Here is a 25428-nt window from a genome sequence, read left to right as displayed (position 1 = left end):
ATAAGTGGCAAGCTTCGCCGTGCAGCGTCACTCGGTCGCAGGCGCGCCCCGCAGGACCCGGTCCAACCGCTGGCGATCAAGCGCCCCTTCCCAGCGCGCCACCACCAGCGTGGCGACGCCGTTGCCGACCAGATTGGTCAGGGCTCGACACTCGCTCATGAACCGGTCCACGCCGACCAGGATGGCCAGGGCGGCGATCGGAATGTCGGGCACGACGGCCAGGGTCGCGGCCAGGGTGATGAAGCCGGCTCCCGTGACGCCCGAAGCGCCTTTCGAGGTCAGCATCGCCACGCCCAGCAGCGCCAGCTCCTGGCCCAGCGACAGCGGCGTGTTCGTGGCCTGGGCCAGGAACAGCGTGGCCAGGGTCATGTAGATGTTGGTGCCGTCGAGATTGAAGCTGTACCCCGTGGGGATCACCAGCCCCACCACCGAGCGACGGGCGCCGGCGTTCTCCAGCTTCTCCATCATCTGCGGCAGCACCGACTCCGAGGAGCTGGTGCCCAACACGATCAGCAGCTCTTCGCGGATATAGGCCAGGAACCGGAAGATCGAGAAGCCGCTGGCCCAGGCGATCCCTCCCAGCACCACCAGCACGAACAGCAGCGAGGTGACATAGAAGGTCGCCACCAGCGCGCCCAGCTGCACCAGCGCCTCCACCCCGTACTTGCCGATGGTGAAGCCCATGGCGCCGAACGCGCCGATCGGGGCCAGGCGCACCACGATATGAATGATCCCGAAGAACAGCTTGGACGTCTCGTCCAGCACATGGGCGACCCGCTCGCCGAAGTCGCCCAGCCGCACGCAGGCGAAGCCGGTCAGGATCGCGATCACCAGCACCTGCAGCAGGTTCCCGTCGGCGAAGGCGCCGATGAAGGTGTCGGGGATCAGGTGCAGCAGATAGGCGACCATGCCCTCGCCGTGCTGGGCCTTTTCCACGTAGCCGGCGGCGACCGACGCATCGAGCGTGGCCGGATCGATGTTGAAGCCCGCGCCAGGCTGCACCAGCCGGCCGACGACCAGGCCCAGCACCAGGGCCAGGGTCGAGACCACTTCAAAATAGATCAGCGCCTTCACGCCCACCCGGCCGAACGCCTTCATGTCGCCCATGCGCGCGATGCCGCCGGCCACGGTGCAGAAGATCACCGGCGCGATAACCAGCTTGATCAGCTTGATGAAGCCATCGCCCAGCGGCTTCAGCGCCACCCCGATCTGCGGCCATATCGCCCCGACCAGCACCCCCAGGACGATCGCAATCAGCACCTGCACATAGATGGACTTCAAATGCCGCACGCGTTCCCCCAAGCCTCGCGGACGGGGTTCTAACCTCCCGCGTCTTGCGCTATTGACCCTGACCCGCGCACCGCGCGGCCCGGTAGCTCAGCAGGATAGAGCAGCGCTTTCCTAAAGCGAAGGTCGGGGGTTCGAGTCCCTCCCGGGCCGCCAGGGGTTTTGCTGCGACGCCCGCCTAACGGGGCATCCTCGGGTGTGATGCTTGACAGAGACAACTTATAAGCGCACCGCTACGGAAGCGGGAGCTATGGCTTCTGGGGGATCAGATGAAAGCCGTTGTCGTATCCAGCGTCTTGGCGGCATCCCTGGCCTTGGGCCATGGCGCTTTCGCTCAGGATTCCAGTTCGCCCAAATGCCGCTTGAAAGACAAGGTTACCGTCCCACAGGCCCGGGAGGGCCTGTGCGGGTTTGACGTGGCGCGGCGTCAATTCGCGGGACAGCCGAACCAACAAGCGCGCTGCCTGCTGAGACAGGTCAAGCGCGGAGCGAAGATTGGCGATCCGACTGCTCCAGCGCGCCTCACCGATCGTGCGGGCGCCAAGGTTCCATTCGACCGCGCCAGTGTCGAAAGCTACGCAGTGCGCCACCAAATCGCGCTCGCAGATCTTGGATTGACGAGCACCAAGCCGCTCACAGTCGACTATTTCGTGATCCACGACACCAGTTCGCCCAACTGTTCCGCCGTCACGAAGCCGACGGCTTCCTGTCCTGTTCGCGGCCAGCTGCCCGCCGATCGTGATAGGGAGACCTGGCCTACCAACCGCAGCTTCGGGGGACACAAGCCGCCCACGACGAAGGCGCCGCTCGCCCACGCCTGGACCAACCGGATCGGCGGCTCGATCGTCGAAACCCCGTTCGAGACCCACATCTCGCACCTGAAGTTCGACTACTGCCATAACGCCAGCGCCAAACGCGGGCTCTTCCTCGGGGTCGAGAACATCCAACCTCGGATCGGCAGCCCGGCCCTGCCGGCGCCCGGCAAGGATGCTAATGACCTGATCGCACCCGACCTAGGCTTCACCGAGATCCAGTATCGCCGCTTAGCCCTTCTCTATATCGCCGCCAGCGCCCGGCGCGGCCATTGGCTGACCCCCGCCTTCCACGCGGTCATCGACGCCAAATATAAAGGCGGGCACGACGATCCCCAGAATTTTGATGTCGCGCTCTTCGACCGCGTTCTGGCCGAGCTGATCACCGCTGTGGAGATAGGGTCATGAGAGCGGCTTTTCTCGTAGGGCTCGTCGTCGCCGTTTTGTGTCACGAAGGCGCCGCCGCCGCCCCCGCACCAGCGACGCCGGCCAGTTGCACCAAGCAGATGAAGGCGCGAGGGTTCACAACCCAGGCCGACGCTAAGAAGTTCGGCAGAGCCTGTCTGGCCGCGCAGGGCGCGACCGCCAAGACCCTGACTCGTTTGGAGGTGGTCACTCTCCTCGAGCCCCTTCTAGGCGCCACTCATCCGCTCGCAGCCACCCTGCCAGTCGATGCAGCCACTTTCTGCCCACAGTACGCCGAGTTGGCGCTGAAAGACCGTGCTTTAGTTTGGCGCACCTTGCTGACGGCCATGGCACGCCCGGAATCGAATTTCCAAGCCGCTGAGCCCTATTGGGAGGTGGATCAGGGCCAGTACAGCATCGGCCTTTTACAACTCTCGCTCTCCGACGAGGCCGGTTATGGCTGTGGGCTAAAGTCGGAAGCGGACCTCACGCGGCCCGATGTCAACCTCGCTTGCGCGGTCAAGATCATGACGCGATGGGTGACCAAGGACGGCCGGATCGGGGGCGATCCAGCTTATCTGAAGCTTGGCGGCGCGCGTTACTGGTCAACGCTTCGGGAGCGCAAAACTACACCGCCCGGCGCTCCACCAGCCGATGCTCGTGACGAAGTGGTCGCAGCGGTACGCGCCCTGCCCAGGTGCCTTTAACATCGTACTTCGCGCGCCCTTTTCCGGATCGAGAGCCCCCAAGCATCGCGTGTAGCGATCTCTGGCCATCGGCGGCCCGTTCTCGCCAATCGCAGACATAGGCGTCGCGCCGCACGGCTAACCCAGCACTCGGCGCCACCCTCTCGCTCACCACCAAGTCTCACACCACACACGCCCCCCCGCATCCCTCACGGGAACCGCAGCTCCACCCCCGCCCGGATCGTGGCGGGTGACTGGCCTGCGGCGGAGTTGCCCTGGTAGTCGAGGGAAAGGGTGGTCTTGGGGTTGGCGGCGAACCGCAGGCCGCCGCGCCAGTCCAGCGACTCGCTGGCGATCGGCTGCTGGCTGAAGAGGAACGGGTAGCGCTCGCCGCTCGTCTCGTTCGCGTAGCCGATCCGCTGCTGGTAGTCGCCGGCGATCCGGCGGCGATACTCCAGGCGGCCGTGCAGCAGCCAGCGTCCACGATCCACCGACAGCGGATAGTTGAGCCGCGCGCCCACAACGCCGCTGGCGAAGTCGCTGACCAGCCGGTCATAGCGAAGCGCGCGTTCGCGCATGCCGCGCTCTTCATAGGCCGCCAGCTGGATCCGCACCGCGTCCAGCCGCGCATACGGCGAGAAGGTCATGCCGCCGCGCACCATATCGTGCGTCAGGGCGAAGGTTGCGAAGAGCTGGGTCGTGTCGCGCGCGCCAGACAGCTTGCCCTCTTCACCGGCGAAGCCGCGCTCGCTGTCGATGGTCCCGCTACCCGAGCCGAGGATCAGGCTGAGGAACGTCTCCGGCGTCAGACGGGCGTTGGCGTAGGCGGCCAAAGACAGGTTCTGGACCTCGCTTCGGCCCAGGCTGGCGGGCAGCCGCGTGGTGTCGAACGCAAAGCCGACGGCGAAGCCGGCGTTGACCTTGTCGGACACCCGGCGATCATAGCCCGCCGTGACGCCCTGGGTCGTGAAGGTCGGGCGCCCCTTGCCGTCCGGCAGCGGCCTGTAGACGCCGATGGCCACGTCCCCGGCGGTCCATAGCTGCCACGGCCCCGTATCGGACGGCTCCGACGAGGCGGCCGGACGGGCCTGGGGGTTCTGGACGTCCCGAGCGATCCCATCGGCGCCGAGGGCGTGATTGGGCCAGCGTTGCGCGAAGTTCAGCGCGCGCAGCCATTCTGACTCGCTCGAGCGCGTATCGGTGGCGCCGTTCGACAGAACCGGACGCGGCGAGCTCCCCACCGCGCGGATCCGCAGGCTGGACGGCCGGCCCGCCCCGACGGTGTTCAGCTCTTGCAAGCGGCTGAAGATGTTGTCGATCTGGGTCTGTCCAAACCGGGTCTGCGAGGACGCCTGCTCGGTGACCGACGACTGGATGTCGCCGTTCTGCGCCGGGTCGGGACGCGCGTCGACCAGGATCTTGAGCGCGTCGACGAAGCTGGCGGCGGCGTTTTCGGCGTCACCGGAATACTGCGCGGAGATCACCACGTCGCCGACGCCGGAAAACTGGGTCGTCAGCGCCCCGGTTCCATTGACCAGGGTCGCCACCCCAAGCGTCGCGCCGCCCGAGGTGAAGGTCACCGTGCCCGACGGTTGCCCCCGGCCGCTTTGTGAGGCGCAAGCGGCGGTCAAGACGACCGGCAGGTCGGCGAAGACCTTCGCGGCGGACGACGACAGCGTGCAGAGCGCCGCGGTCTTCTCGATCGTGATCGACTGCTGCACCCTGCGGCCCGTGGGGAAGGCCTCGGTGGGGGGCAGGTCGGCGTTGATGCGGCACACGCCGGGCCCGGTGAACACCACCTGGGAGCCGCTGAGGGCGCACCCGGTGCTGGCCGGATCCAGGCTGATGACCGCCGCCGCCGCGCCGCTGGCCGCGACCGTCACCGTATAGCTGCCCCCCGGCTGAGCCGTGGCGGGCGGCGTCGAGGTGAACTCGACGGGGGCGGCGGCCAGGCTGACCGTGACGCTCTGCTGCGCCTGGGGCGCGGCCAGGAACCGGTCGTTCCCCGCCTGGTTGGCGTTGATCCGGCACGTCCCCGCATCAATGAAGCTGACGCTGGCGCCCGACAGGCTGCAGCCGCTGCTGGTCCCGTCCAGGCTGAAGCTGACGGCCAGTCCCGAACTGGCGGTGGCCGCGACGACATAGCCGCCGCCCGCCTGCGCCGACGCGGGCGGCGTGGCGGTAAAGACGATGGTCTGCGGCGCCCGCACCGGCGGGGCGGCGGCGACCGTGAAGCTCTGCTGGACCTGGGGCGCGGCCAGGACGTCGTTGTTACCGGCCTGGTTGGCGTTCAGCACGCAGGTCCCCGCGCCGGTGAACGACACCACCCCGCCCGACAGCGCGCAGCCGGTGCTGGCCCCATCCAGCGTGAAGGCCACAGCCAGGCCCGAGCTGGCGACGGCGGCCGGGGTATAGCTCGCCCCGCCCGCCTGGGCGTTGGTCGGCGCGGCCGAGGTGAAGCTGATCGTCTGAGCCGCGGCGGCGGCGCTGACCGCAAAGCTCTGCTGGACCTGAAGCGCGGCCTGGACGCTGGCGTCGCCCGCCTGGTTGGCGTTCAGCACGCAGGTCCCCGCCCCGGTGAAGCTCACCACCCCGCCCGACAGCGCACAGCCCGTGCTGGCCCCGTCCAGGGTGAGGACCACGGCCAGGCCGGAGGTGGCCGTCGCCGCAGGCGTATAGCTCGCCCCGCCCGCCCGGGCGTTGCTGGGCGCCGTCGAGGTGAAGCTGATCGTCTGCGCGGCGGCGGCGGCCGCGACGGTGAAGCTCTGCTGCGCCTGAGCCGCGGCCAGGAACGACACGTCGCCCGGCTGGTTGGCGTTCAAGACGCAGGTCCCCGCGCCGGTGAAGCTGACCACGCCCCCCGACAGCGCGCAGCCCGTGGAGCCGCCGTCCAGCGTGAAGACCACCGCCAGGCCCGAGGTCGCGGTCGCGCTCGGGGCGTAGCTCGCGCCGCCGACCTGGGCGTTCGTCGGCGCGGTCGAGGTGAAGCTGATCGTCTGCGGCGCCGCCACGGTGACGACAGGGGCGGCGCTGACCGTGAAGGCCTGCTGCGCCTGGGTGGCGGCCAGGAAGTTGGCGTCGCCCGCCTGGTTGGCGTTGATCCGGCACGTGCCGGCGCCGGTGAAGCTGACCACGCCGCTGGAGAGCAAGCAGCCGGTGCTGGCGCCGTCCAGGGTGAAGGCGACGGCCAGGCCCGAGGTGGCGGTGGCGGCAGGCGTATAGCTCGGGCCGCCGGCCTGGGCGCTGGTCGGGGCCGTCGAGGTGAAGTTGATCGTCTGGGCCACGGCGGCGGCGGTGACGGTGAAGGTCTGCTGCACCTGGGCGGCGGCGAGGAAGCTCGTGTTGCCGGCCTGGTTGGCGTTGATGCGGCACGTGCCGGCGCTGGTGAAGCTCACCACACCGCCCGACAGCGAGCAGCCGGTGCTCGCGCCGTCGAGCGTGAAGGCCACGGTCAGGCCCGAGGTGGCGGTCGCTGTGGGCGTGTAGCTCGCGCCGCCGGCTTGGGCGTTGGTCGGGGCCGTCGAGGTGAAGTTGATGGTCTGCGCGGCGGCGGCGGCGATCACCGTGAAGGTCTGCTGGACCTGGGCGGCGGCCAGGAACGATACGTTGCCCGCCTGATTGGCGTTGATCCGGCAGGTTCCGGCGCCGGTGAAGCTCACCACCCCGCCGGAGAGCGAGCAGCCCGTGCTCGCGCCGTCGAGCGTGAAGGCCACGGCAAGGCCCGAGGTGGCGGTGGCCGTGGGCGTGTAGCTCGCCCCGCCGGCCTGGGCGCTGGTGGGCGCGGTGGAGGTGAAGTTGATCGTCTGGGCCGCGGCGGCGGCGGCGATCACCGTGAAGGTCTGCTGCACCTGGGTGGCGGCCAGGAACGACACGTTGCCCGCCTGGTTGGCGTTGATCCGGCAGGTTCCGGCGCCGGTGAAGCTCACCACGCCGCCGGAGAGCGAGCAGCCCGTGCTGGCGCCGTCCAGGGTGAAGGCCACGGCCAGGCCCGAGGTCGCGGTCGCGGTGGGCGTATAGCTCGCCCCGCCGGCCTGGGCGTTGGTCGGCGCGGTCGAGGTGAAGTTGATCGTCTGCGCCACGGGGGCGGCGAGGACGGTGAAGGTCTGCTGCACCTGGGGCGCGGGCAGGAACGACGCATTGCCCGCCTGGTTGGCGTTGAGGACACAGGTCCCCGCCCCGGTGAACGACACCACCCCGCCCGCCAGCGCGCAGCCGGTGCTGGTCCCGTCCAGGGTGAAGACCACCGCCAGGCCCGAGGTGGCGCCGGCGACCGGGGTGTAGCTCGCCCCACCCGCCTGGGCGCTGGTCGGCGCGGCCGAGCTGAAGGTCAGGGTCTGGGCCACCGGGTTGGCGGCGGCGGCGACGGCGAAGCTCTGCTGAACCTGGGCGGCGGCCAGGAAGGCGATACTGCCGGCCTGGTTGGCGTTCAGCACGCAGGTCCCCGCGCCGGTGAAGGTGACCACACCGCCCGACAGCGAACAGCCCGTGCTGGTCCCATCCAGGGTGAAGGCCACGGTCAGGCCCGAGGTCGCGGTGGCCGTCGGCGTATAGGTCGCCCCGCCCGCCTGCGCCGTGGTGGGCGCGGTCGAGGTGACGTTGATCGTCTGGGCCACGGGGGCGGCGATCACGGTGAAGCTCTGCTGCGCCTGGGGCGCGGCCAGGAACGCGGCGTCGCCCGCCTGGTTGGCGTTCAGGACACAGGTCCCCGCCCCGCTGAACGACACCACCCCGCCCGACAGCGAACAGCCCGTGCTGGCGCCGTCCAACGTGAGGGCGACCGTCAGGCCCGAGGTCGCCGTGGCGGTCGGGGTATAGGACGCGCCGCCGGCCTGGGCGCTGGTGGGGGCGGCCGAGGTGAAGTTGATCGTCTGGGCCACGGCGGCGGCGATCACCGTAAAGCTCTGCTGGACTTGCGAGGCGGCCAGGAAGCTCGTGTTGCCCGCCTGGTTGGCGTTGATGCGGCACGTGCCGGCGCCGGTGAACGACACGACCCCGCCCGACAGCGAGCAGCCGGTGCTCGTACCGTCCAACGTGAAGGCCACGGTCAGGCCCGAGGTGGCGGTGGCCGTGGGGGTGTAGGTCGCGCCGCCCGCTTGGGCGCTGGTGGGGGCGGTCGAGGTGAAGTTGATCGTCTGGGCCACGGCGGCGGCGAGGACGGTGAAGCTTTGCTGCACCTGAGAGGCGGCCAGGAAGTCGTTGTTGCCCGCCTGGTTGGCGTTGAGCACGCAGGTCCCCGCGCCGGTGAAGCTGATGACGCCGCCCGACAGCGAGCAGCCGGTGCTGGCGCCGTCCAGGGCGAAGGCCACGGCCAGGCCCGAGGTGGCCGTGGCGGTCGGGGTATAGGTCGCCCCGCTGGCCTGGGCGTTGGTCGGGGCCGTGGAGGTGAAGGTGATCGTCTGGGCCGCGGCGGCGGCGGCGACGGCGAAGCTTTGCTGCACCTGGGACGCGGCCTGGAAGCTGGCGTCGCCGGCCTGGTTGGCGTTCAGCACGCAGGTTCCGACGCCGGTGAACGACACCACCCCGCCCGACAGCGAACAGCCGGTGGAGCTGGCGTCCAGGGCGAAGGCCACGGCCAGGCCCGAGGTCGCCGTGGCGGCCGGGGTATAGGTCGCGCCCCCGACCCGGGCGTTGGTCGGCGCCGCCCCGGTGAAGCTGATGGTCTGGGCGGCCGGGGCGGTGAAGACCAGGGTCTGCGTCGCGGTCGTAATGCCATCGTTGGCCGTCGCGCTGATGGAACAGGCCCCGCCGCTGGCCGAGGGGGTGAACTCAACCCCGCTCGCGACCACACTGACCGCGCCACAGCCGGGCCCGGTCAGGCTGGCCTGATTGAGGGTCAGGGAGATTGGGTCGCCGTCAGGGCTGGAGACGACGCTGGCCTTGGGGATGGTGGTGGTCTGGCCCACCGGCGCGGTAAAGGCCGTCTGCTGGAACGCGGCCGGCGTATTGGTGATCGCGATCGTGATGTCGGCCGAATAGTAGGTGGTCGCCGTCTGGAGAGGCATGCCCGTATAGGTCGCCGTACAGAGATACGAATGCGTCGTGCTGAAGCGCAGACGCCAGGTGGTGCCTACACCGACGACAAGGGCGCCCCGCCCATCGTCCATCGGTACGGCGACCTTGTTGATCTCGTAACAGAAATTGATTCCCTGTGACGGGAAGGCATTGACGTCCGTGAAGTATAAGGGAAGGCCAGCCTCATCATTGCCCAGGACGGGCGCCGGCATCGTGCGGTCCAGGACGTCGCGCCAGTGGTAGCTGAAGGTCGGAAAGACGATGTGGTCACCCTGAACGACCGGGGCAGCGGCCACGGTGAAGCTCTGCTGGACTTGCGAGGCGGCCAGGAACGACGCATCGCCCGCCTGGTTGGCGTTGATCCGGCAGGTCCCCGCGCTCGTGAATGACACCACCCCGCCGGACAGCGAACAGCCGGTGCTGGTTCCGTCCAGGGTGAAGGCCACCGTCAGGCCCGAGGTCGCGGTCGCCGCCGGGGTGTAGCTGGCGCCGCCGGCCCGGGCGTTTCTGGGCGCCGTGTTGAAGGTGATCGTCTGGGCGACGGGGGCGGCGGCGATGACGGTGAAGGCCTGCTGGACTTGCGAGGCGGCCAGGAAGCTCGTGTTGCCCGCCTGGTTGGCGTTGATGCGGCACGTGCCGGCGCCGGTGAACGACACCACCCCGCCCGACAGCGAACAGCCGGTGCTGGTCCCGTCCAGGGTGAAGGCCACGGTCAGGCCCGAGGTGGCGGTCGCCGTGGGCGTATAGCTGGCGACGCCCGCTTGGGCGCTGGTGGGCGCGGTCGAGGTGAAGTTGATCGTCTGGGCCACGGCGGCGGCGAGGACGGTGAAGCTTTGCTGCACCTGAGAGGCGGCCAGGAAGTCGTTGTTGCCCGCCTGGTTGGCGTTCAGCACGCAGGTCCCCGCGCCGGTGAAGCTGACGACGCCGTTCGACAGCGCGCAGCCGGTGCTGGTGGCGTCCAGGGCGAAGGCCACGGCCAGGCCCGAGGTGGCTGTGGCGGTCGGGGTATAGGTCGCGCCGCTGGCCTGGGCGTTGGTCGGGGCGGTGGAGGTGAAGGTGATCGTCTGGGCCGCGGCGGCGGCGGCGACGGCGAAGCTCTGCTGCACCTGGGACGCGGCCTGGAAGCTGGCGTCGCCGGCCTGGTTGGCGTTCAGCACGCAGGTTCCGACGCCGGTGAACGACACCACCCCGCCCGACAGCGCGCAGCCGGTGGAGCTGGCGTCCAGGGCGAAGGCCACGGCCAGGCCTGAGGTCGCCGTGGCGGCCGGCGTATAGGTGGCGCCCCCGACCCGGGCGTTGGTCGGCGCCGCCCCGGTGAAGCTGATGGTCTGGGCGGCGGGGGCGGTGAAGACCAGGGTCTCCGCCACGGTCGCGATGCCGTCGTGGGCCGTAATGCCGATGGAACAGGCGCCGCCGCTGGCCGAGGGGGTGAACGCGACCCCGCTCGCGACCGAACTGCCCCCGCTCGTGACCAGACTGACCTCGCCACAGCCGGGCCCGGTCTTGCTGGCCTGATTGAGGGTCAGGGGGGAGATCAAGTCGCCGTCAGCGTCGGTGACGATGCTGGCCTTGGAGATGGTGGTGGTCTGGCCCAGGGGCACGGTGAAGGCCGTCTGCTGGAACACGGGCAGCGTATTGGTGATCGCAATCGTGACGTTGGCCGTGTAGAGGCCCATCGCCGTCGCGAGAGCCATGTTGGTATAGGTCGCCGTACACGGATACGTCTGCGACGTGCTGAACCGCAGACGCCAGGTGGTGCCTAAATCGGAGACAAGGGAGCCCTGCCCATCGTCGATCGGCACGGCGACCTTGTTGATCGTGAAACAGAGATCGTTTCCCGACGTCCTTGTCGGGAAGGGATTCACGTCGGGGAAGTAAAAGGCGAGGCCGTTAGTATCATAGCCCAGGACGGGCGCCGGCATCGTGCGATCCAGCACGTCGCGCCAGTGGTAGCTGAAGCTGAAGGTCTTGGTCTCATTCTGCGCCTGGGCCGGGGCGGCCCACAGGCCGCTGACCAGGGCCAGGCACAGGCTCAGCAGGCTGAGAACACGGGCCGCGCCGCGTCGCGCGGCGGGCGTCAGGGTCGCGGTGCGTGCGCGCACGGGCCGGGTCGTGAGCAGAGCCGAAAAGGCCGCGCGCCACCGCTGCGTCTGCCCCCGTTCCGTACCGATCACGCCCTCTTGCACCGACATAGACCCGACCCACCGGCCCCTTGAACCCGCCCACCCTTTTTGTGAGCAGCGGGCGTCATATCCACAGGCCGCCCGGCGCGCCAAGACCGCGCCCTTGTCCAATTTTGGGTGCTTTTTTGCGACGTCATGTCGCAGGCGAAAAATGCCCGCCGCCGGGGTGGCGCCTGTCGAAGGCTTTTAGATTTTGACGCGGATGGAACAGCGCGCGCCGCCGGCGCCGCCGCGCGACGGGCCCGTTACAGCCGACGCGGATCGCCCGCGCCTTTGGCGTCGCGCCCCGCCCTCAGCGCCGTTTCAAGACGCGGATTTAACAAGCTTAATTTGAGCGAACGGCGGCGATGGCCCTTTGGGCGGCCGTCTTGGCCGCCGCCCGCGTCAGGACAAATCCGCCCCGGCCCAGGGCGGGCACGTTCCAGCGCCAGACGATGAAAAGCTTATAGATTTCGTAGCTCATCAGATCCCTTCGCCCCCTTGAAAACAGCGCTGGCCAGGCTGATCCGGCGTCTGAGCCCGGACGAGGACCGACCGTGGCGCACGCCCGGTTGCGGCGCGCGCCCGGGACGCGGCGCGCGGCGGGTCGCGCCCGCCGGCGAGGTCGGGAAAAGCGCGGTTTTCGCCGGATTTCGCCCCGCCGCAGCCGGCCGCGCCGGCCGCTCGCCTGTGGCCAGCCGAGCGCCCGCGACACCCGCCTGCGCCCGGCTCACGCCGCCGCAAGCCGCCCTCGCCTCTTATCCAGAAGCGCGGGAATCCGCCAAGATCGGCGGGCTGTCCAATTTTGGGTGGATCGGGCCTCTAGCGGTGCGGGCGGGGGAGTCAGGCCGGTTGCAGGTCGGCCAGGGCCGCCAGGGTCATGCGGCGATAGAAGTCGATCTCGGACGCCAGGCACGTCATGTACGAGGCCAGCAGCTGGGGGGTCAGCTGGATGTGGGCGCCGTTGCGGGGCGGCGCGGCTAATAGGCCCGCCTGATGCACCTCTTCCAGCAGCCGGCGCAGGTGCGAGCGCGACACGCCAAACCGCCGGCCAAAGGCGGCGAGGTCGACCGAGACCGGGGCGATGACGCGCCTTTGCCCCTGGCGCAGGCTTTCATAGGCCAGGTGCATCAGCAGCATCCAGCCGCCGTCGCGGTCGATCATCATCCGCGCCTCGGGGAACGGCGGCAGCAGGTGCCAGCCGTCCAGCAGCGCGCGCCCGCCATTGATCCGCATGCCGCGCCCCAGGCCCGGGATGCGGGCATGGGCGCCGGCCAGGTCATCGCCCGGCACGGCGGCGTCGACAAAGGTCAGCATCGCCTGGTTCCAGCCCTCGACCGTCTCCATGAACTTGGGCGTGACGGCCAGGCGCGCGACCCGCGCATCGCCGCCGTCGTCCCTGGCGTCGGTGACGAAGCCGGCCAGCCGCATGATGCCCAGCACGACCGAGGCGCGGTTGGGGCTGCAGACGTTCTGGCGCACGCAGATCCGCCGGAAGTTGGCGTTGGTCAGGCCGCTGCGCGGATCCTCAGCGCTGACCGTGGCCTCCAGATACAGCAGATAGACCAGCATCTCGAACCGCCGCCCCTCGGTGACGACCTTGTTCAGCAGCAGGTGGTCGGCATAGTAGGGCGACAGCAGGGCGTGGTTGACGTCCAGCGCGTCGAACAGGGTCGGCGCGTCGCGAATGACCTTGATCCGCGCCCACTCCTCGGCGGGCATGCGTTGGGCGAACGCTTCGTCAAGACAGGTCAGATCGACCGGGATACCGGTATCATCAGCAAGCATTGGCCTGCTATAGCGCCGTAAGGTTGCATTTCAAATAACAGAGCTAGCCGAAATGACGGCCTGCTCTGGCGAACTCTGCCGACGGCGCAGGAAGTAGATCCCGGCCAGGATCGTACACACCGCGCCCACCAGGCTTGTGGCGTAGATGCTGGCCACGAAGAAGTTCAGCCAGTCCAGGGCGACCATGGCCAGGTTGCGCCAGATCAGCAGGGCGACGCTGCCCAGATAGCCCGAGGCGTCCGCCACATAGATCAGAAAGCCCGCCGTGCCGACTTGGCCGCTATAGGCGACCATGCGGTCGAACAGCATGGCGTTGAACGGCGTATAGGCCATGTAGAGACCCGCGCCCGTCAGGATCATCCAGGCCAGCGGCGAGAGCATCTGCGCCTGGAAGGCCAGGGTCGACAGGCCCAGCACGACGAAGCCCGCCAGGATGACGCCATGCATCACCAAGAGCGCGCGGAGATTGTCGCGCACCAGCATGACCGCGCCCAGGACGGCCAGGGCGATCACCGCCACCGGCAGCTCGCTGGCGGTGAAGACGTCCGAGGCCTGGCCAAAGCCCAGGGCCGCCCAGATCTCGGCGGCGAAGTTGTCGCGGAAGTCCCGAAGCGCCGTCAGCAGGATGTAGGACAGCACCAGCAGGGCGATCCCGGGGGCGTAGGTCGCCAGGAACGCGCGGCGCTGGGCGCGGTCCATGGGCTGGCGGCGCACGCGGGCGGCCTCGTCCTCGGCGCTGGGCGGCGGCAGCTGGGTCAGCGCCCAGACCGAGACGGCCAGCAGCGGCATGAACACCGCGCCGGTGGCGGCGGGCATCCAGAAGGCCGAAACGTCCAGATCGCTCATCAGCCACTTGCCGACCGACTTCACGACGCCGGACGACAGGATGAAGCTGGCGCACAGGATGGCGCCCAGCACCTCGGAGGTCCGCCGTCCCTCCATGTAGCCGAACACCAGGCCCCAGATCATGCCCAGCGGCAGGCCGTTCAGGAACAGGGCCAGGACGTTCCACGGCGCGGGAACCACCGCGAAGGCCAGCAAGGCGAGCCAGGACGCGCCGATCAACACCAGGATGGCCGCGCCCCGGCGCGCGGGCGCGATCTCCGAGATGACCTTGACGCCGATGAACTTGGACAGCGCGTAGCCGATCACCTGGGCCAGGACGAGCGCGATCTTGTAGTCGATCGCAAAGCTCCAGCCCTCGACCACGCCGAAGGTCGCCGCCGCGAAGGGCTTGCGAAAGGCGTACATCGAGAAATAGGCGCAGAACCCCGCCAGGCCCGCGAACAGGGCGAAAGCCAGCGGATGGGCGTGTTCGAGCCAGCGCCGAGGACCAGATGTCATGGGAACGCCCCTTGTGGAGCGCTCTGGTCTATACCACGTAAATGTCGGCTCGATGACGCGCCAAGACGCTATCGGACGCGGATGTCCACGCTCACGGTCAGGGCGTCGTGACGCCAGTATTCCTGATCGTACTCGACCACATTGCCCTGGGCGTCGTAGCAGGTGCGCATCAGGCTCAGGCCCGGCAGGCCCGACTTCACACGCAGGGCCTCGGCCTCGCCGCGCGTCAGGGCGCAGGGCCGCATGTCGACCTTGTTGCGCGCGACGCCGATGCCATAGACCGACTTCAGGACGCTGGTCAGGGAGCCGTTCAGATCGTGCTCGATCAGGCCCGGCGCGCGGGCCGCGTCGACGATGATGCTCTCGATCAGCACCGCCCGGCCGTCGATCGAGCGACGCCGGTGGATCCAGTACATCGGCGACCCGACCGGACGCGAGAAGATCTGGGACAGTACGCCGTCGCAGGCGATCTCGACCTTGCTGAGGGTTTCGGTCTCGGGCCGCCGTCCCTGCGCCTCGACATAGGACATGAAGCCTTCCCAGCGGGTCGGGTCATAGACCACCGGCGGCGGCGAGACGTACCAGCCGCTGCGATCCTTGCGGTAGATGATGCCCTCGGCCTCGAGCTGGAACAGGGCCTCGCGCACCGTGCCGCGGGCGACGCCGCCGCCGATCTGCAACTGACGTTCGGAGGGCAGCCGCTCGCCCGGCTTAAACGCTCCAGCCGTGATGCGCGCGGCGATGTCGTCGCGCACGCCGATATACTGGAGACTGTCGGGCTGTTGCATCAAACGACCTAGTCGGCGGTCGAATCCCGCCAAGTCCAAGGATGTGAGGGGGGCGCCCCCGGGTCAAGGAACCCTATGGGTCATCATCGGGCGCTCAATGTCGTGTCACGAAAGATTCGTCATTCAGCGCCTCAATCTGGTCTATACCAAAATTGATTACAGAGGCGGACCGTGCTAGCGGAGCGCCGCTTTGGTCGCCGACGCCTGGCGGCCACGGTTTGACGGATATCGCATGACCTCCAGCGCCTCGGCCGACGCCTTCCTGACTGAGATCACCGACCTGTTCTCGCGCCTGGGCGACCTGCACTATGGCGAGGACGTCACCCAGATGGAGCACGCCCTGCAGACGGCGCTGCACGCCAGGCTGGACGGCGCCTCGCCCGCCCTGGTCGCCGCCGCCCTGCTGCACGACATCGGCCATCTGATGCAGAAGTTCGGCGAGGACGCCGCCGACCGGGGCATCGACACCCGCCACGAGCAGATCGGGGCCGGCTATCTGGCCCGCGCCTTTGGTCCCGATGTGACCGAGCCGATCCGCCTGCATGTGGCGGCCAAGCGCTATCGCGTCGCCGTGGACCCCGCCTACGCCAGCCGCCTCAGCTATGCGTCTCAGCAGAGCCTGGCTTTGCAGGGCGGCCCGATGGGCCCCGACGAGATCAAGGTCTTCCTGGCCGATCCCTACGCCGCCGCCGCGCAGAAGCTCCGCAGCTATGACGAGGCCGGCAAGGATCTGGACGCCGACGTCGCGAGTTTCGAGAGCTATCACGACCTGATGCGCGGCCTGATCGACCAGGCCGGAAAGATCTAGCTGGGTCGCTCGCCCCGCGCGATCCGCGCTTCGATCTCGGCCAGCGCCGGGCCTAGCTCGGCGATCGTTTCGACCACATAGTGCGCGCCGGCGTCCCACAGAGCCTTGGCGGACGCCGCGACGCGGGCGGCGCGGTCCTCGGCCGGCAAACCGGCCAGCGCCGCCTCGCTCAGGCCCACGCCATTGCCCGACGCCGAGAGCCCGATGGTCCAGGCGCCGGCCTCAAGCCCTTCGGAGATCCCCACGACCGCATCGTCGACCTTGACGCACGCCCGGGCCGGCCAGGCTCCCAGGTCTACGAGCGCCTTCCACATCATCAGCGGCGAGGGACGCCCCTCGTTCGTCTCGCCGGCGCAGATCACGACGTCCGGCGCGTAGCCCTGATCGGCGGCCAGCGGCAGGATGTCGGTCATCATCGCACGCGTATAGCCGGTGCTCGAACCGATCCGGACGCCGCGCGCGCGCAGATCGGCGACCAGAGGCGTCGCCCCCGGGATCAAGGCGGCGCAGTCTCGCGCGGCCGCGCGCATCTTGGGCTCGACCGCGTCATGCAGACGATCGACGTCGGCCTCGTCGCTGGCTTGGCCATGGCGCGCGCGCCAGGCTTCGGCCACGCGCGGCGCCGCCAACAGGGCGCGGATATGATCACGCTTGGCTCGCCCCATGTCGCGCCGCGCCTCAGCCTCGTTGATCTCGACGCCGGCCTCGGCGAACACCTCCAGCAAGGCCAGCACCGGCGCGCGGCAGCCGAAGTCCACCATCGTGCCGGCCCAGTCGAAGACAACGGCCTGGATTGGGCTTTGGGTCACGCGAAGGCTCCTTGGGGAAGGTCAAACAGGTCGGCGACGACCGTCTCGGCCAGACCAAAGCCGGTCGAGGCGCCGGTGCCGCCGGTGACCACGACAAGCCGCACGTTCGGCATGGGCGTCTCGACCAGGCTATGCCCGGCGGCCGAGGCGTAGGTCCCGGTCCAGCGTTCCAGCACCGCCGGCGGCGCCTGGCCGAACACCTGCGTGAACTCGTCCAGGATCAGGGCGTCGACATCGTCGCGGGCGAAGGGATCGGGCGTTGGCGCATAGTGATGGCTGTCGCCGACCACCAGCGAGCCGTCGGCGCTCTGGGCGACGATCAGGTGGACGCCATGCTCCAGATGCGCGGCCTGCTCGGCCTCGAGGCGCGCGCGCACAGCCGCAGCCTCCGGCAGGTCGGCATAGCCAAGATAGCGAACGAGGCCGAGGTCGGACATGACCGGCGACGGCAGCCGCCAGCCCGGCGCGGCCAGCCGCAGCATCTGCAGCTTGCAGCGCGTAACGCCCGCCCGCGCGAAAGCGTCGGGAAATAGGGTCACAAGATCATCGCCCGGACAGACGACGATGGCGTCGGCCTCGATGACGCCCGAAGAGGTCTCCAGCCGTCCGGTCTCGACACTGCGCACAGCCACGCCGCGCAGGAAGGTGACGCCCCGCGCCGCCTCCAGCCAGGCCGCGACGCGGGGGATGGCGGTGCGCGACTCCACGCGCAGGTCGACGCTGCTGAGCAGACCGCCGAGAACCTGCCCGCTCACCGGCAACTGATCTCCCAGCCCCCCGACATCGCGCCAGGCGCACCCCTCGGACATTTCGGTTTCCAGAAAGGCTTCCAGGACCGCCTTGGCTTCGGGACGCCGCGCGACCATCGTCAGGCCGCGCTGAAGGACCTCGACGCCGGCCGCGGCCGCGACCTCGCGCCAGACGTCCGCCGAGCGGCGCGCGTGGCTCCAGACCGCGCCGCGCTCCTGGCCGGTCACGGTCACGAAGCCGAAATTGCGCACCGAGGCGCCGTTGGCCTGGGCGTCGCGATCCACGACGACGACCCGCTTGCCCAGCCGCGCGGCGGCCAGGGCGTGGGCCAGTCCCACAATACCCGCGCCGACGACGGCGACGTCGAAACCTTGCTTCAAGACAAACCTTCCCGTTGGCCCGCCGCGTCTTCGGCGACCAGATGCTGCAGCACCCGCTTCTCCAGCACCAGCAGCGCGCTGACGCCATTGGTGCGCATGACCAGGCCCTCCGACAAGGGACGCGCCGCTTCGCGGATCGCCATCGCGAGATGCTGGAATTCCGGAGCCGCGACCCCATCGACGCCGTGAAGGGCGCACAGCTGTCGCCAGTCGAGCGCGAAACTCTCCAGAAGCTGGCCGAACCGCCCGATGCGGGCGCGCGCCTCGGGACCGTCGACGGCGACAACCAACTCAGCGCGCAGATCGTCCAGCAGCCACTGGACCTCGGCCGCCGGCATGATGGGCGAGCGTGGATTGACCTCGGTCAGCAGCGGATGATCCGCGCTCGGCTCCCAGCCGACCTTGCGCCACTGATCGCGCGGCGGCTTGGCGGCCTGGACGAACCGCCAGAAGGCGGCCGTGCCGGTGGTGTCGGCAACCAGGTGGATCCGCTCGCCGTCGGCGTTGTTCTCGACATGGTGTCGGCGCCAGTTGTCGAAGACCCAGGCCTCGCCGGCGCCCATGTGAACGGCCTCGCCGTCGCAATGGAAGCGGACCTCCGGCCAGGTCAGGACCGGAATGTGCAGCCTCACGCGCGTGTGCCAGTGATAGTTGATGTCGGCGTGTTCCGGCACGCCCGCGCCCGGCGCCAGGCGCATCAGCCGCGAGCGGCTCCAGACGACCCCAAAGCCCGCCAGGACCTGCTTCAGATAGGGCATGGCCTCAAGCCAGGGCGTCGGCGCCATGCGTCCATGGACGGCGTCGGTTTCGGCCCCGCCGGCGCTGATCAGCCGCGCGGCGCTGTTGCCGGGCACCTGGTCCGGATGCGCCACCCAAGCCTGCGGCGGCAAGGCGGCGACCTCGGCCTGCAACCGCGCGACATCGAACAAGAGGGGCAGTTGAAAGAACGGTCGTGAGAGCCGCATGGGTCAGCCCGCCTCCATCAGCGCATCGCCCAAGGCCGCACGCAGCGGATCAAGCCAGGACGCATAGTGCTTCCATTGCTCCAGTCCGTCTCGCCCGATGGGCTGGCGCACCTGTTCGGAGCTGGGCGTGCGGATGCCGCGACGGGTCTGGTGGAAGCTCAAGCACGACGGCTCGAACGCCAGCCCGCCATGGGCGAGCATGCGGCGCGTGGCGGCTTCCAGGTCCTCGACCACGTCCTCGTACGGAACGGAAAGCACGCGGCCGGGCAGAACGGCGTCCCAGTGGCGCATGAGATCAAGATAGATCCGATAGTAGCCGGCGATGTCGTCCAGGCCGTAGGTGAACTCCTGGTTGGCCATCCCGAACAGCTGCTTGAAGTTGCTGAAACAGCAGGCCATCGGCTCGCGCCGCACGTCGAGGATCGTCGCACGCGGCAGGATCAGGTGGATCAGCCCGATGTGCCAGAAATTGTTGGGCATCTTGTCGATGAAGAACGGTCGCACCAGGCGGCGATAGGCGCGCGTCTCGTCCAGGAACCGTTCGCCCAGCGCGCGCGCCTGCGCGGCGGTCAGGTCCAGCAGCGCGGCGGGATCGGCCGGCAGGCCGCAGTCGGGATCAAGACCGCACAGCTCGCCCGCATAGCGGCCGATCTCGGTCAGCTCGTGCGTCCCCTCGACCTGGGAATGGGACGCCAGAATCTGCTCAATCAGCGTAGAGCCCGACCGCGGCAGACCGAGGACAAAGATCGGCGCTGGATGATCGACGCCGCAGCCCGCGCGGCGCGCAAAGACGTCCGCCGTCAAAGTCGCCTTCAGACGCTCGGCGCAGCGTTCGGCGATATCCTGGCGATACCGGCTGGAGGCGCGCCGTAGCGCGTTGCCCCGCGCGTAGAAGCCCCACGACGCTGCGTAGTCACCTTGGTCCTCGAGCGCCTTTCCGAGCGCGAAACGCAGATAGACGCGGTCCATGTCATTTTGCCCGGGTCGAGCCTCGGCGGCTTTCATGCGGGCCATGTCGTCGTCGGTGAAGCGATGGGTCTTGAGATTGGCCAGGCTGAACCAGGCGACCCCGTGGTCGGGCCGCTCGGATAGGGCCGCACGATAGTCGGCGACGGCCTCGGCGCCACGCCCCATCGCCTTCAGAGCGTTGGCCCGCCATAGCCTCAGGTCGGCGACTTCGTCCGCCGACTGACAAGGTCCCGCCAACAGGCCCGCATAGAGGTCGATGACGGGCTCGAAATCGCCAAGGCCAAGGCAGGCCGCGCCGTAGAGCTTCCGGTATTCTCGGTCGCCGGGCGCGAGGGCCAACAGCCGCTCGGCTTCCCGCCGCGCCAGAAGGTGCTTCTGCCCTTGCAGCAAGGCCATGGCGTAGTCGAAGCGCGTCTCGTGATAGTCCGGCGCCTGATCAAGGATCGCCGCCAGAAGGGCTTCGGCCTGCGCCAGCGCGCCGCGCTCCAGGCGGATGCGCGCCAGCAGGCGCAAAGCTCCGACGGTCTCGCCGGCTACGCGCAGATGGTCCGTCAGAACCTCTTCCGCCGGCTCAAGGTCACCATCGGCGAGCAGGCTTTGGGCCACGACGATCGGTGGCGGAAGCTGCTGCAGCGTGGCCAGACGCTGGGCCGCGACGCCGGCCTCGGCCAGATCGCCGCGCAGGCGATATAGCTGCTCCAGCATGTCCCAGCAGGCCGGAAGCGCCGGGTTCAGCGCGACCGCCTCCTCCAAGGCGGCTATGGCCGCCGCGCCATCGCCCAGAGCGATCAGGCCGTGTCCCCGCTCCTGGTGGAGGCGACTGAAGCGCGGGTGCTGATCGCGCAGGCGCTCCAGCATCGCCAGGGCTTCGGGGATCCGCCGCCGCTCACGCAGCGCGCGGGCCTCGCGCAACAGGGCCTCTCGCGCCTCCAGGTCTTGGGACGGGATCAAGATGCGGCGCTCGCGCTCAGCAAAGGCGCCAGCCAGTCGGGGTCGGGCTGGTCGGCGTCATAGTATTCGAAGATCAGATGGATGCGGTCGGTCTCGCCGTCGTTGCGCACCCAGTGCGGTCCCAGATTGTCGACCTCGACCGCCTCGCCGACCGGGAAGTGATGCTCGGCCCCGCCGAAGAACGACACCACGGCCGGATTGGTCGTCAGCGGCACGTGGATCTTGTGCGGCCATTTGGCGGCGGGATTGGCGTCGATATGCGGATGGATCACCCCGCCCGCCGGCATCCTGGCCAGCATCACCCGGGGAAAGACGCCCCGCGCATAGCCGTAGTCGCGGACGGCCTCCGCCAGCACCGGCTCCAGCAGGCGCCGCCAGGGCGTCCAGGCCGAGCGATCGTGCGAGGCGCGCCAGTCACGTGGGCTGTCGATGAAGCGAAAGACGATGTGCCGGGTCGTATCCAGCACCTCGAACTTGTTGGGCTTGGCGGCGTTCTCGGCGGCCCAGACATCCTCGGGGATCGCCAGGACGGCGGCGCGCAGGGCCGTAATGTCTATCGAACCCAGCCCACGGACCGCCTTGGTCTTGCGAGGATTGCCCGTCAACTCGCGCCGCGCGTCGTTCATCGCACCCCCTCGAAGTCGTAGCCGAACAGCGCCAGATCCTGGGCGTAGCGGGCGGCGACGCCGTCGATCAGCGTCTGGTCGTAATAGGCGCGATAGTCTTCGTGCCGGGTACCGTTGACCCGGTCCAGCGGGCGCGAAGCGATCCCGATCCGCGCGCAGAGGGCGTCGTAGGAGCCCTGCATGTCCTCGACCCGCCCGACCTGATCGGCCAGCAGGGTCTGGCCGTCGTCATCGACCAGCAGCGCGGCCTGCGGCTGGAACAGGATATGGCCCTCGGGCGGGTCCACGAACAGGAAATGGCGCATCGCCTCGCGGGGCTGGCGCTGAAAGACGTCGCCGCCGCGCAGCATGAAGGCGCAGTACGAGACGAACCGGTCGAAGGGATTGCGCACGAAGGCGAATTTGAAATAGGCCGCGAAGGCCTCGTCGCCGAGGTAGGGACGCACCTGGCGCAGCGACAGATGGCCGTGCTGGATCGCCGCCAGATCAGCCCAGGGAAAGCGCTTGTTGACGAACAGGCCGACCTGCTCGACGTCCTCGTCTCCCATCTGCTCACGCAGGGCCTGTCGCACCGCGTGGGTGCCGGTCTTGGGCACAGCGGCGAAGATGAAGCGGTGTCGGTGGGAAACGATCATATTAGCCGCGCGCACGGAAAAGCGCCCCGCTCGAAGAGCGAGGCGCCGTCCGTGGTCCTGATTAGAACTTGTAGCTGAGACCCAACATGTAGGTCGAACCGCTCTGGTTCTGGTTATAGAGATAGCGGTTCTGACCCCAGAACTGGGTGTCCTTCTGGTTGGTCAGGTTGACCGCATCCAGCGAGATCTGCAGCGCATCCGTGATGTTGTAGAACGCTGCGGCGTCCACATAGGTGGAGCCCTCGAACCCGCGGGTGCTGGCGCTCATCGGGGAGTCGCTGCGCCCGGTGTACCAGCGGTTGCGGTGGCTGAGCGAGCCGCGCAGACCCCAACGATCGGTCTCGTAGTAGAGCGTGGCGTTGTAGCTGGTCTTGGAGATGCCGGTCAGCGCCTCGTCGGCGTCGACATAGGTGTAGTTGGCGACCGCGCCCAGCTTGTCGAACGGCGCGGGCAGGAACGAGAACTCGGCCTGCGCGGCCAGTTCCACACCCGTCAGCTTCTTGGTGCCCGGGATGTTCACCGGCATCGAGAATTCCTTGACGATCGTGCTGGCCGTCGCGCCCGGGATCGTGGTGAAGGGCACGCCGGTCTGGCTGAACGGCACGTTCTCAAGGGTTTGGGAGCCGATGAAGTTCTTGATGCTCTTGTGGAACACGCTGGCCGACAGCAGGCCGACCTTGCCGAAGTAGTACTCGACCGACACGTCCAGCGTATTGTCCTTATACGGCTTCAGGTTCGGATTGCCGCGCGAGGCGGTGATGACGCCCGAGTCCGAATCCTTGAACGCGCTGCCCTCGGCGGCCATCGACCCCATGCCGGGACGGTTGAGGTTCTGGCTGGCCGAGAAGCGAACCTGAACCTCGGGCGTCAGTTCGAGCACGGTGTTGAGCGCCGGCAGAACGCCCGAATAGCTGCCCTTCACATCGGTCGTGCCCAGATAGGCGTAGCTGTCGCCCTGGATCCAGCCGGTGCTGTGGGTGTCGGTCTGATAGCCGCGCAGGCCGACATTGCCCCGGAAGCTCTTGCCGAACAGCTCGTGATCCCAGTCCAGCTGAACGTACTCGGACACGGTCTCTTCGGTGGTCGTGTAGACGTTCTCGATGTCCTGGAGCGCGCCGCCGGTCCCGTCGGTGTTCGGGCCAAGGCGGTGATACTCCTTGTACTTGGCGAAGGCCTTGCCGTAGTCGCCGATCAGCCAGGAACCGAAGTCGTTGCTGAACACCGAGGTGACGTCCCCCGCCGACGTGCCGCGCATCTTGCTGCGGGTGCCGTTGACGTTGTCGTCGTAGAACAGGTCACGACCGTCCTGCTGGAAGCGGTGATAGGCCACACCGGCGCGCAGGGTCAGGGTTTCCGACAGTTCGTAACGCGCGTTCAGCACGCCCTCGCGCAGTTCGGACTCGTTGTAGAAGCTGCGGTAGTAGAACGAGTCCATCGCGTAGTTGGCCGCGTTGGTCGGATCCCAGTTCGGATACTGGAACGAGGCCGATCGGCCGTCCGCGCCGAAATTGGCGATCAGATTGCCCTTGGCGCGCATATAGAGCTTGTCGTCGTAGGGCGTCTTGTAGGTGGACTTCTCGTAGCCGACATGGCCGTCGACCACGAGGCGGTCCGAGGCGTCCCACTTGCCGGTCAGGGCCAGCTGGTTGAAGCGGTTCTTGTTCAGCGAGCGGCGATGCTCGCTGCCGAAGGTCGTGCCGGTGACGTCGATCGCAGTGACATAGCCGTTGCTGTCGTAGGCGAGGCTGTTGATCACCGACGACTTCTGGAACGCGCTCGGCCAGATCGTCGCCGCGGCGGTGTCAAACGCCACCGAGCCCGTGGACGCCAGCGGGCGCGTGGCCAGATGCAGCTCGTCGCGCTTGGTGGTGAAGCGGCCGTGCAGGGCGTCCAGCGTCAGCAACAGGTTGTCGACGGGCTTCCACTGCAGCGCGGCCGTCAGGCCCAGGCGCTCCATCTCGGCGTTCCAGGACGAGATGCGGTTGCCGTCTGCGAAATAGAGATCGCCGGACTGGAACTTGGCCTGCTGGGCGGCGCTGAGCTTGGAGATGTCCAGGCCTTTGGCGACCAGCGATGTCATCGTCGAGGCGCTGGGGCGGCTGTAGTTATAGGTGTTGTGGCCCTGTTCGGTCGTCTTGCGCTTGGCGTAGGCCACCGAGACCAGAGCGCCGAAACGGTTGTCCCAGTTGTGGCTGAACAGCGCCGCGATGCGCGGCTGGGTGTCCTTGGTGTATTCGTTGGTGCCGAGCTTCAGCGACAGCGCGCCCTTGGAGCCGGGCTTGTAGTCGAACGGCTTGCCGGTGAAGAGGCCGACGGTGCCGGCCATGCCGCCCTCGTTCTGCGCGGCTTCGAAGGTCTTCTCGACCTCGACCCGCGAGAACAGTTCCGAAGCGAAGATGTTGAAGTCGAAGGCGCGGTCGCGCGAACGCTGGCCACGGCTGTCCTGGGCCGAGTCGACATTGCCCAGCACTTCCATGCCGTTCAGCTGAACGCGGGCGAAGTCAGGCCCCAGACCCCGCAGCGAGATGCGGCGACCTTCGCCGGCCTCGCGGTTGATCTGCACGCCCGGCAGGCGCTGCAGCGACTCGGCCAGGTTCAGTTCCGGGAACTTGGCCATGTCCTCGGCGACGATCGCGTCCTTCTGGATCACGGACTCGCGCTTGATGGCGCGGGCGTCGGCGAGCGACTTGCGATAGCCGGTCACGACAACCGCATCGACGGTCTCGCTGGCGGTCGCGTCGGTCGAGGTCTGCCGCGCAAAGGCGGCGGTGGCGCTGGCGCCGGCCACAAGGACCGTGACCGTGCACAGCAAAAGGCTCTTCAGGTTCGGACGCCAGGCCCGAACAGGATGCAACTTCGACATGATATTCCCCTGCCCCAAACTGGTATGGACCAGTGCCTTTAAGCAGGCTGTAGCGACACCCACGTGACAGTGCGCACAGTCGTAGACAAAATTCCTGATATCCGAGCCAGGAGGGCGAAGTCGCACGCGCATCGGCGAAAAAGGGATCTGGACGGACGAATACGCCCGGCGCAGAGCCCCCTACAGAAGTCCGTTTTTGGACTATACCAAAAAGCCTACAGCGCTCGATTGGGGTCCGAGCCCCGCGCGTCTTCCGCCAGCCAAGGACGTAAAATCACGGCGCTTTCACGCTCGCCGCGCCAGGCCGTGCGGGGTGAAGACTTGAGCGCCTCGGGCGATGGACGCCGTCCACGCGGCGTGCGCCTGGGCGCCGACACGTCGGACGGCG

At 68.4% G+C, this 25428-nt stretch carries 16 protein-coding genes and 1 tRNA gene; 4 read left to right on the top strand and 13 right to left on the bottom strand.

The window, feature by feature from the left end; genetic code table 11:
• Positions 1–27 precede the first annotated feature (27 nt).
• Positions 28–1281, bottom strand: coding sequence for a dicarboxylate/amino acid:cation symporter (locus tag CA606_RS03445; protein ID WP_181242882.1), 1254 nt, complete (start codon positions 1279–1281; stop codon positions 28–30).
• A gap of 85 nt (positions 1282–1366) precedes the next feature.
• On the opposite strand from CA606_RS03445, the gene CA606_RS03440 reads away from it, so the two are divergent.
• The 3 genes from CA606_RS03440 to CA606_RS03430 all read left to right on the top strand — a co-directional run bounded on the left by CA606_RS03440 (position 1367) and on the right by CA606_RS03430 (position 3211).
• Positions 1367–1443 (top strand) — tRNA-Arg (locus CA606_RS03440).
• Between the two features lie 113 nt (positions 1444–1556).
• Complete coding sequence (locus CA606_RS03435) at positions 1557–2507, top strand: hypothetical protein (RefSeq protein WP_181242762.1); 951 nt, start codon at positions 1557–1559, stop codon at positions 2505–2507.
• On the top strand, positions 2504–3211 hold the full coding sequence (locus CA606_RS03430) for a hypothetical protein (RefSeq protein WP_096052381.1): 708 nt from the start codon (positions 2504–2506) through the stop codon (positions 3209–3211). The genes CA606_RS03435 and CA606_RS03430 overlap by 4 nt, the downstream gene beginning before the upstream one ends.
• A 188-nt stretch (positions 3212–3399) precedes the next feature.
• Here CA606_RS03430 and CA606_RS03425 read toward each other — a convergent pair whose 3' ends face one another.
• From CA606_RS03425 to CA606_RS03405, 5 genes are all read right to left on the bottom strand, one after another.
• A complete protein-coding gene (locus tag CA606_RS03425) occupies positions 3400–11394 on the bottom strand; it encodes an autotransporter domain-containing protein (protein WP_181242761.1) in 7995 nt (2664 codons plus the stop codon).
• A gap of 316 nt (positions 11395–11710) precedes the next feature.
• Positions 11711–11848 carry a hypothetical protein gene (locus CA606_RS03420; protein WP_181242760.1) on the bottom strand — a complete coding sequence of 46 codons (138 nt, stop codon included), beginning with the start codon at positions 11846–11848 and terminating at the stop codon, positions 11711–11713.
• Between the two features lie 359 nt (positions 11849–12207).
• Positions 12208–13152, bottom strand: a complete 945-nt coding sequence (locus CA606_RS03415) for a hypothetical protein (RefSeq protein ID WP_096052383.1) — start codon at positions 13150–13152, stop codon at positions 12208–12210.
• Between the two features lie 30 nt (positions 13153–13182).
• Positions 13183–14496, bottom strand: coding sequence for a DUF5690 family protein (locus CA606_RS03410; protein WP_096052384.1), 1314 nt, complete (start codon positions 14494–14496; stop codon positions 13183–13185).
• Positions 14497–14564: 68 nt separating this feature from the next.
• Positions 14565–15284 carry a UTRA domain-containing protein gene (locus CA606_RS03405; RefSeq protein WP_096052385.1) on the bottom strand — a complete coding sequence of 240 codons (720 nt, stop codon included), beginning with the start codon at positions 15282–15284 and terminating at the stop codon, positions 14565–14567.
• Positions 15285–15516: 232 nt separating this feature from the next.
• Here CA606_RS03405 and CA606_RS03400 point away from each other — a divergent pair, with 232 nt between their 5' ends.
• A complete protein-coding gene (locus tag CA606_RS03400; protein WP_096053886.1) occupies positions 15517–16092 on the top strand; it encodes an HD domain-containing protein in 576 nt (191 codons plus the stop codon).
• On the opposite strand, the gene phnX is transcribed toward CA606_RS03400, so the two are convergent.
• From phnX to CA606_RS03365, 7 genes are all read right to left on the bottom strand, one after another.
• Positions 16089–16901 carry a phosphonoacetaldehyde hydrolase gene (gene phnX / locus CA606_RS03395; protein WP_096052386.1) on the bottom strand — a complete coding sequence of 271 codons (813 nt, stop codon included), beginning with the start codon at positions 16899–16901 and terminating at the stop codon, positions 16089–16091. The genes CA606_RS03400 and phnX overlap by 4 nt on opposite strands.
• Positions 16898–18031 (bottom strand): TIGR03364 family FAD-dependent oxidoreductase, encoded by a 1134-nt coding sequence (locus tag CA606_RS03390; RefSeq protein ID WP_096052387.1) that lies wholly within the window; start codon positions 18029–18031, stop codon positions 16898–16900. The genes phnX and CA606_RS03390 overlap by 4 nt, the downstream gene beginning before the upstream one ends.
• Positions 18028–18996: an aspartyl/asparaginyl beta-hydroxylase domain-containing protein gene (locus CA606_RS03385; RefSeq protein WP_096052388.1), complete on the bottom strand. Its 969-nt coding sequence runs from the start codon at positions 18994–18996 to the stop codon at positions 18028–18030. Before CA606_RS03385 ends, CA606_RS03390 begins: the two co-directional genes overlap by 4 nt.
• A 3-nt stretch (positions 18997–18999) precedes the next feature.
• The gene (locus CA606_RS03380) at positions 19000–20916 is read right to left on the bottom strand and encodes a tetratricopeptide repeat-containing sulfotransferase family protein (protein ID WP_096052389.1); all 1917 of its coding nucleotides are present in this window, start codon (positions 20914–20916) and stop codon (positions 19000–19002) included.
• Entirely contained in the window at positions 20913–21542 is a 630-nt protein-coding gene (locus tag CA606_RS03375; protein WP_096052390.1) for an aspartyl/asparaginyl beta-hydroxylase domain-containing protein, read from the bottom strand. Before CA606_RS03375 ends, CA606_RS03380 begins: the two co-directional genes overlap by 4 nt.
• On the bottom strand, positions 21539–22177 hold the full coding sequence (locus CA606_RS03370; RefSeq protein WP_096052391.1) for a sulfotransferase family 2 domain-containing protein: 639 nt from the start codon (positions 22175–22177) through the stop codon (positions 21539–21541). The genes CA606_RS03375 and CA606_RS03370 overlap by 4 nt, the downstream gene beginning before the upstream one ends.
• A 61-nt stretch (positions 22178–22238) precedes the next feature.
• Positions 22239–25040: a TonB-dependent receptor gene (locus CA606_RS03365; RefSeq protein WP_096052392.1), complete on the bottom strand. Its 2802-nt coding sequence runs from the start codon at positions 25038–25040 to the stop codon at positions 22239–22241.
• Positions 25041–25428: the final 388 nt, after the last annotated feature.

The organism is Caulobacter vibrioides (genome assembly GCF_002310375.3).
GTDB lineage: Bacteria > Pseudomonadota > Alphaproteobacteria > Caulobacterales > Caulobacteraceae > Caulobacter > Caulobacter vibrioides_D.
The sequence above is the reverse complement of the archived record's forward strand: the minus strand, read 5'-3'. Positions and strand labels throughout refer to the sequence as shown.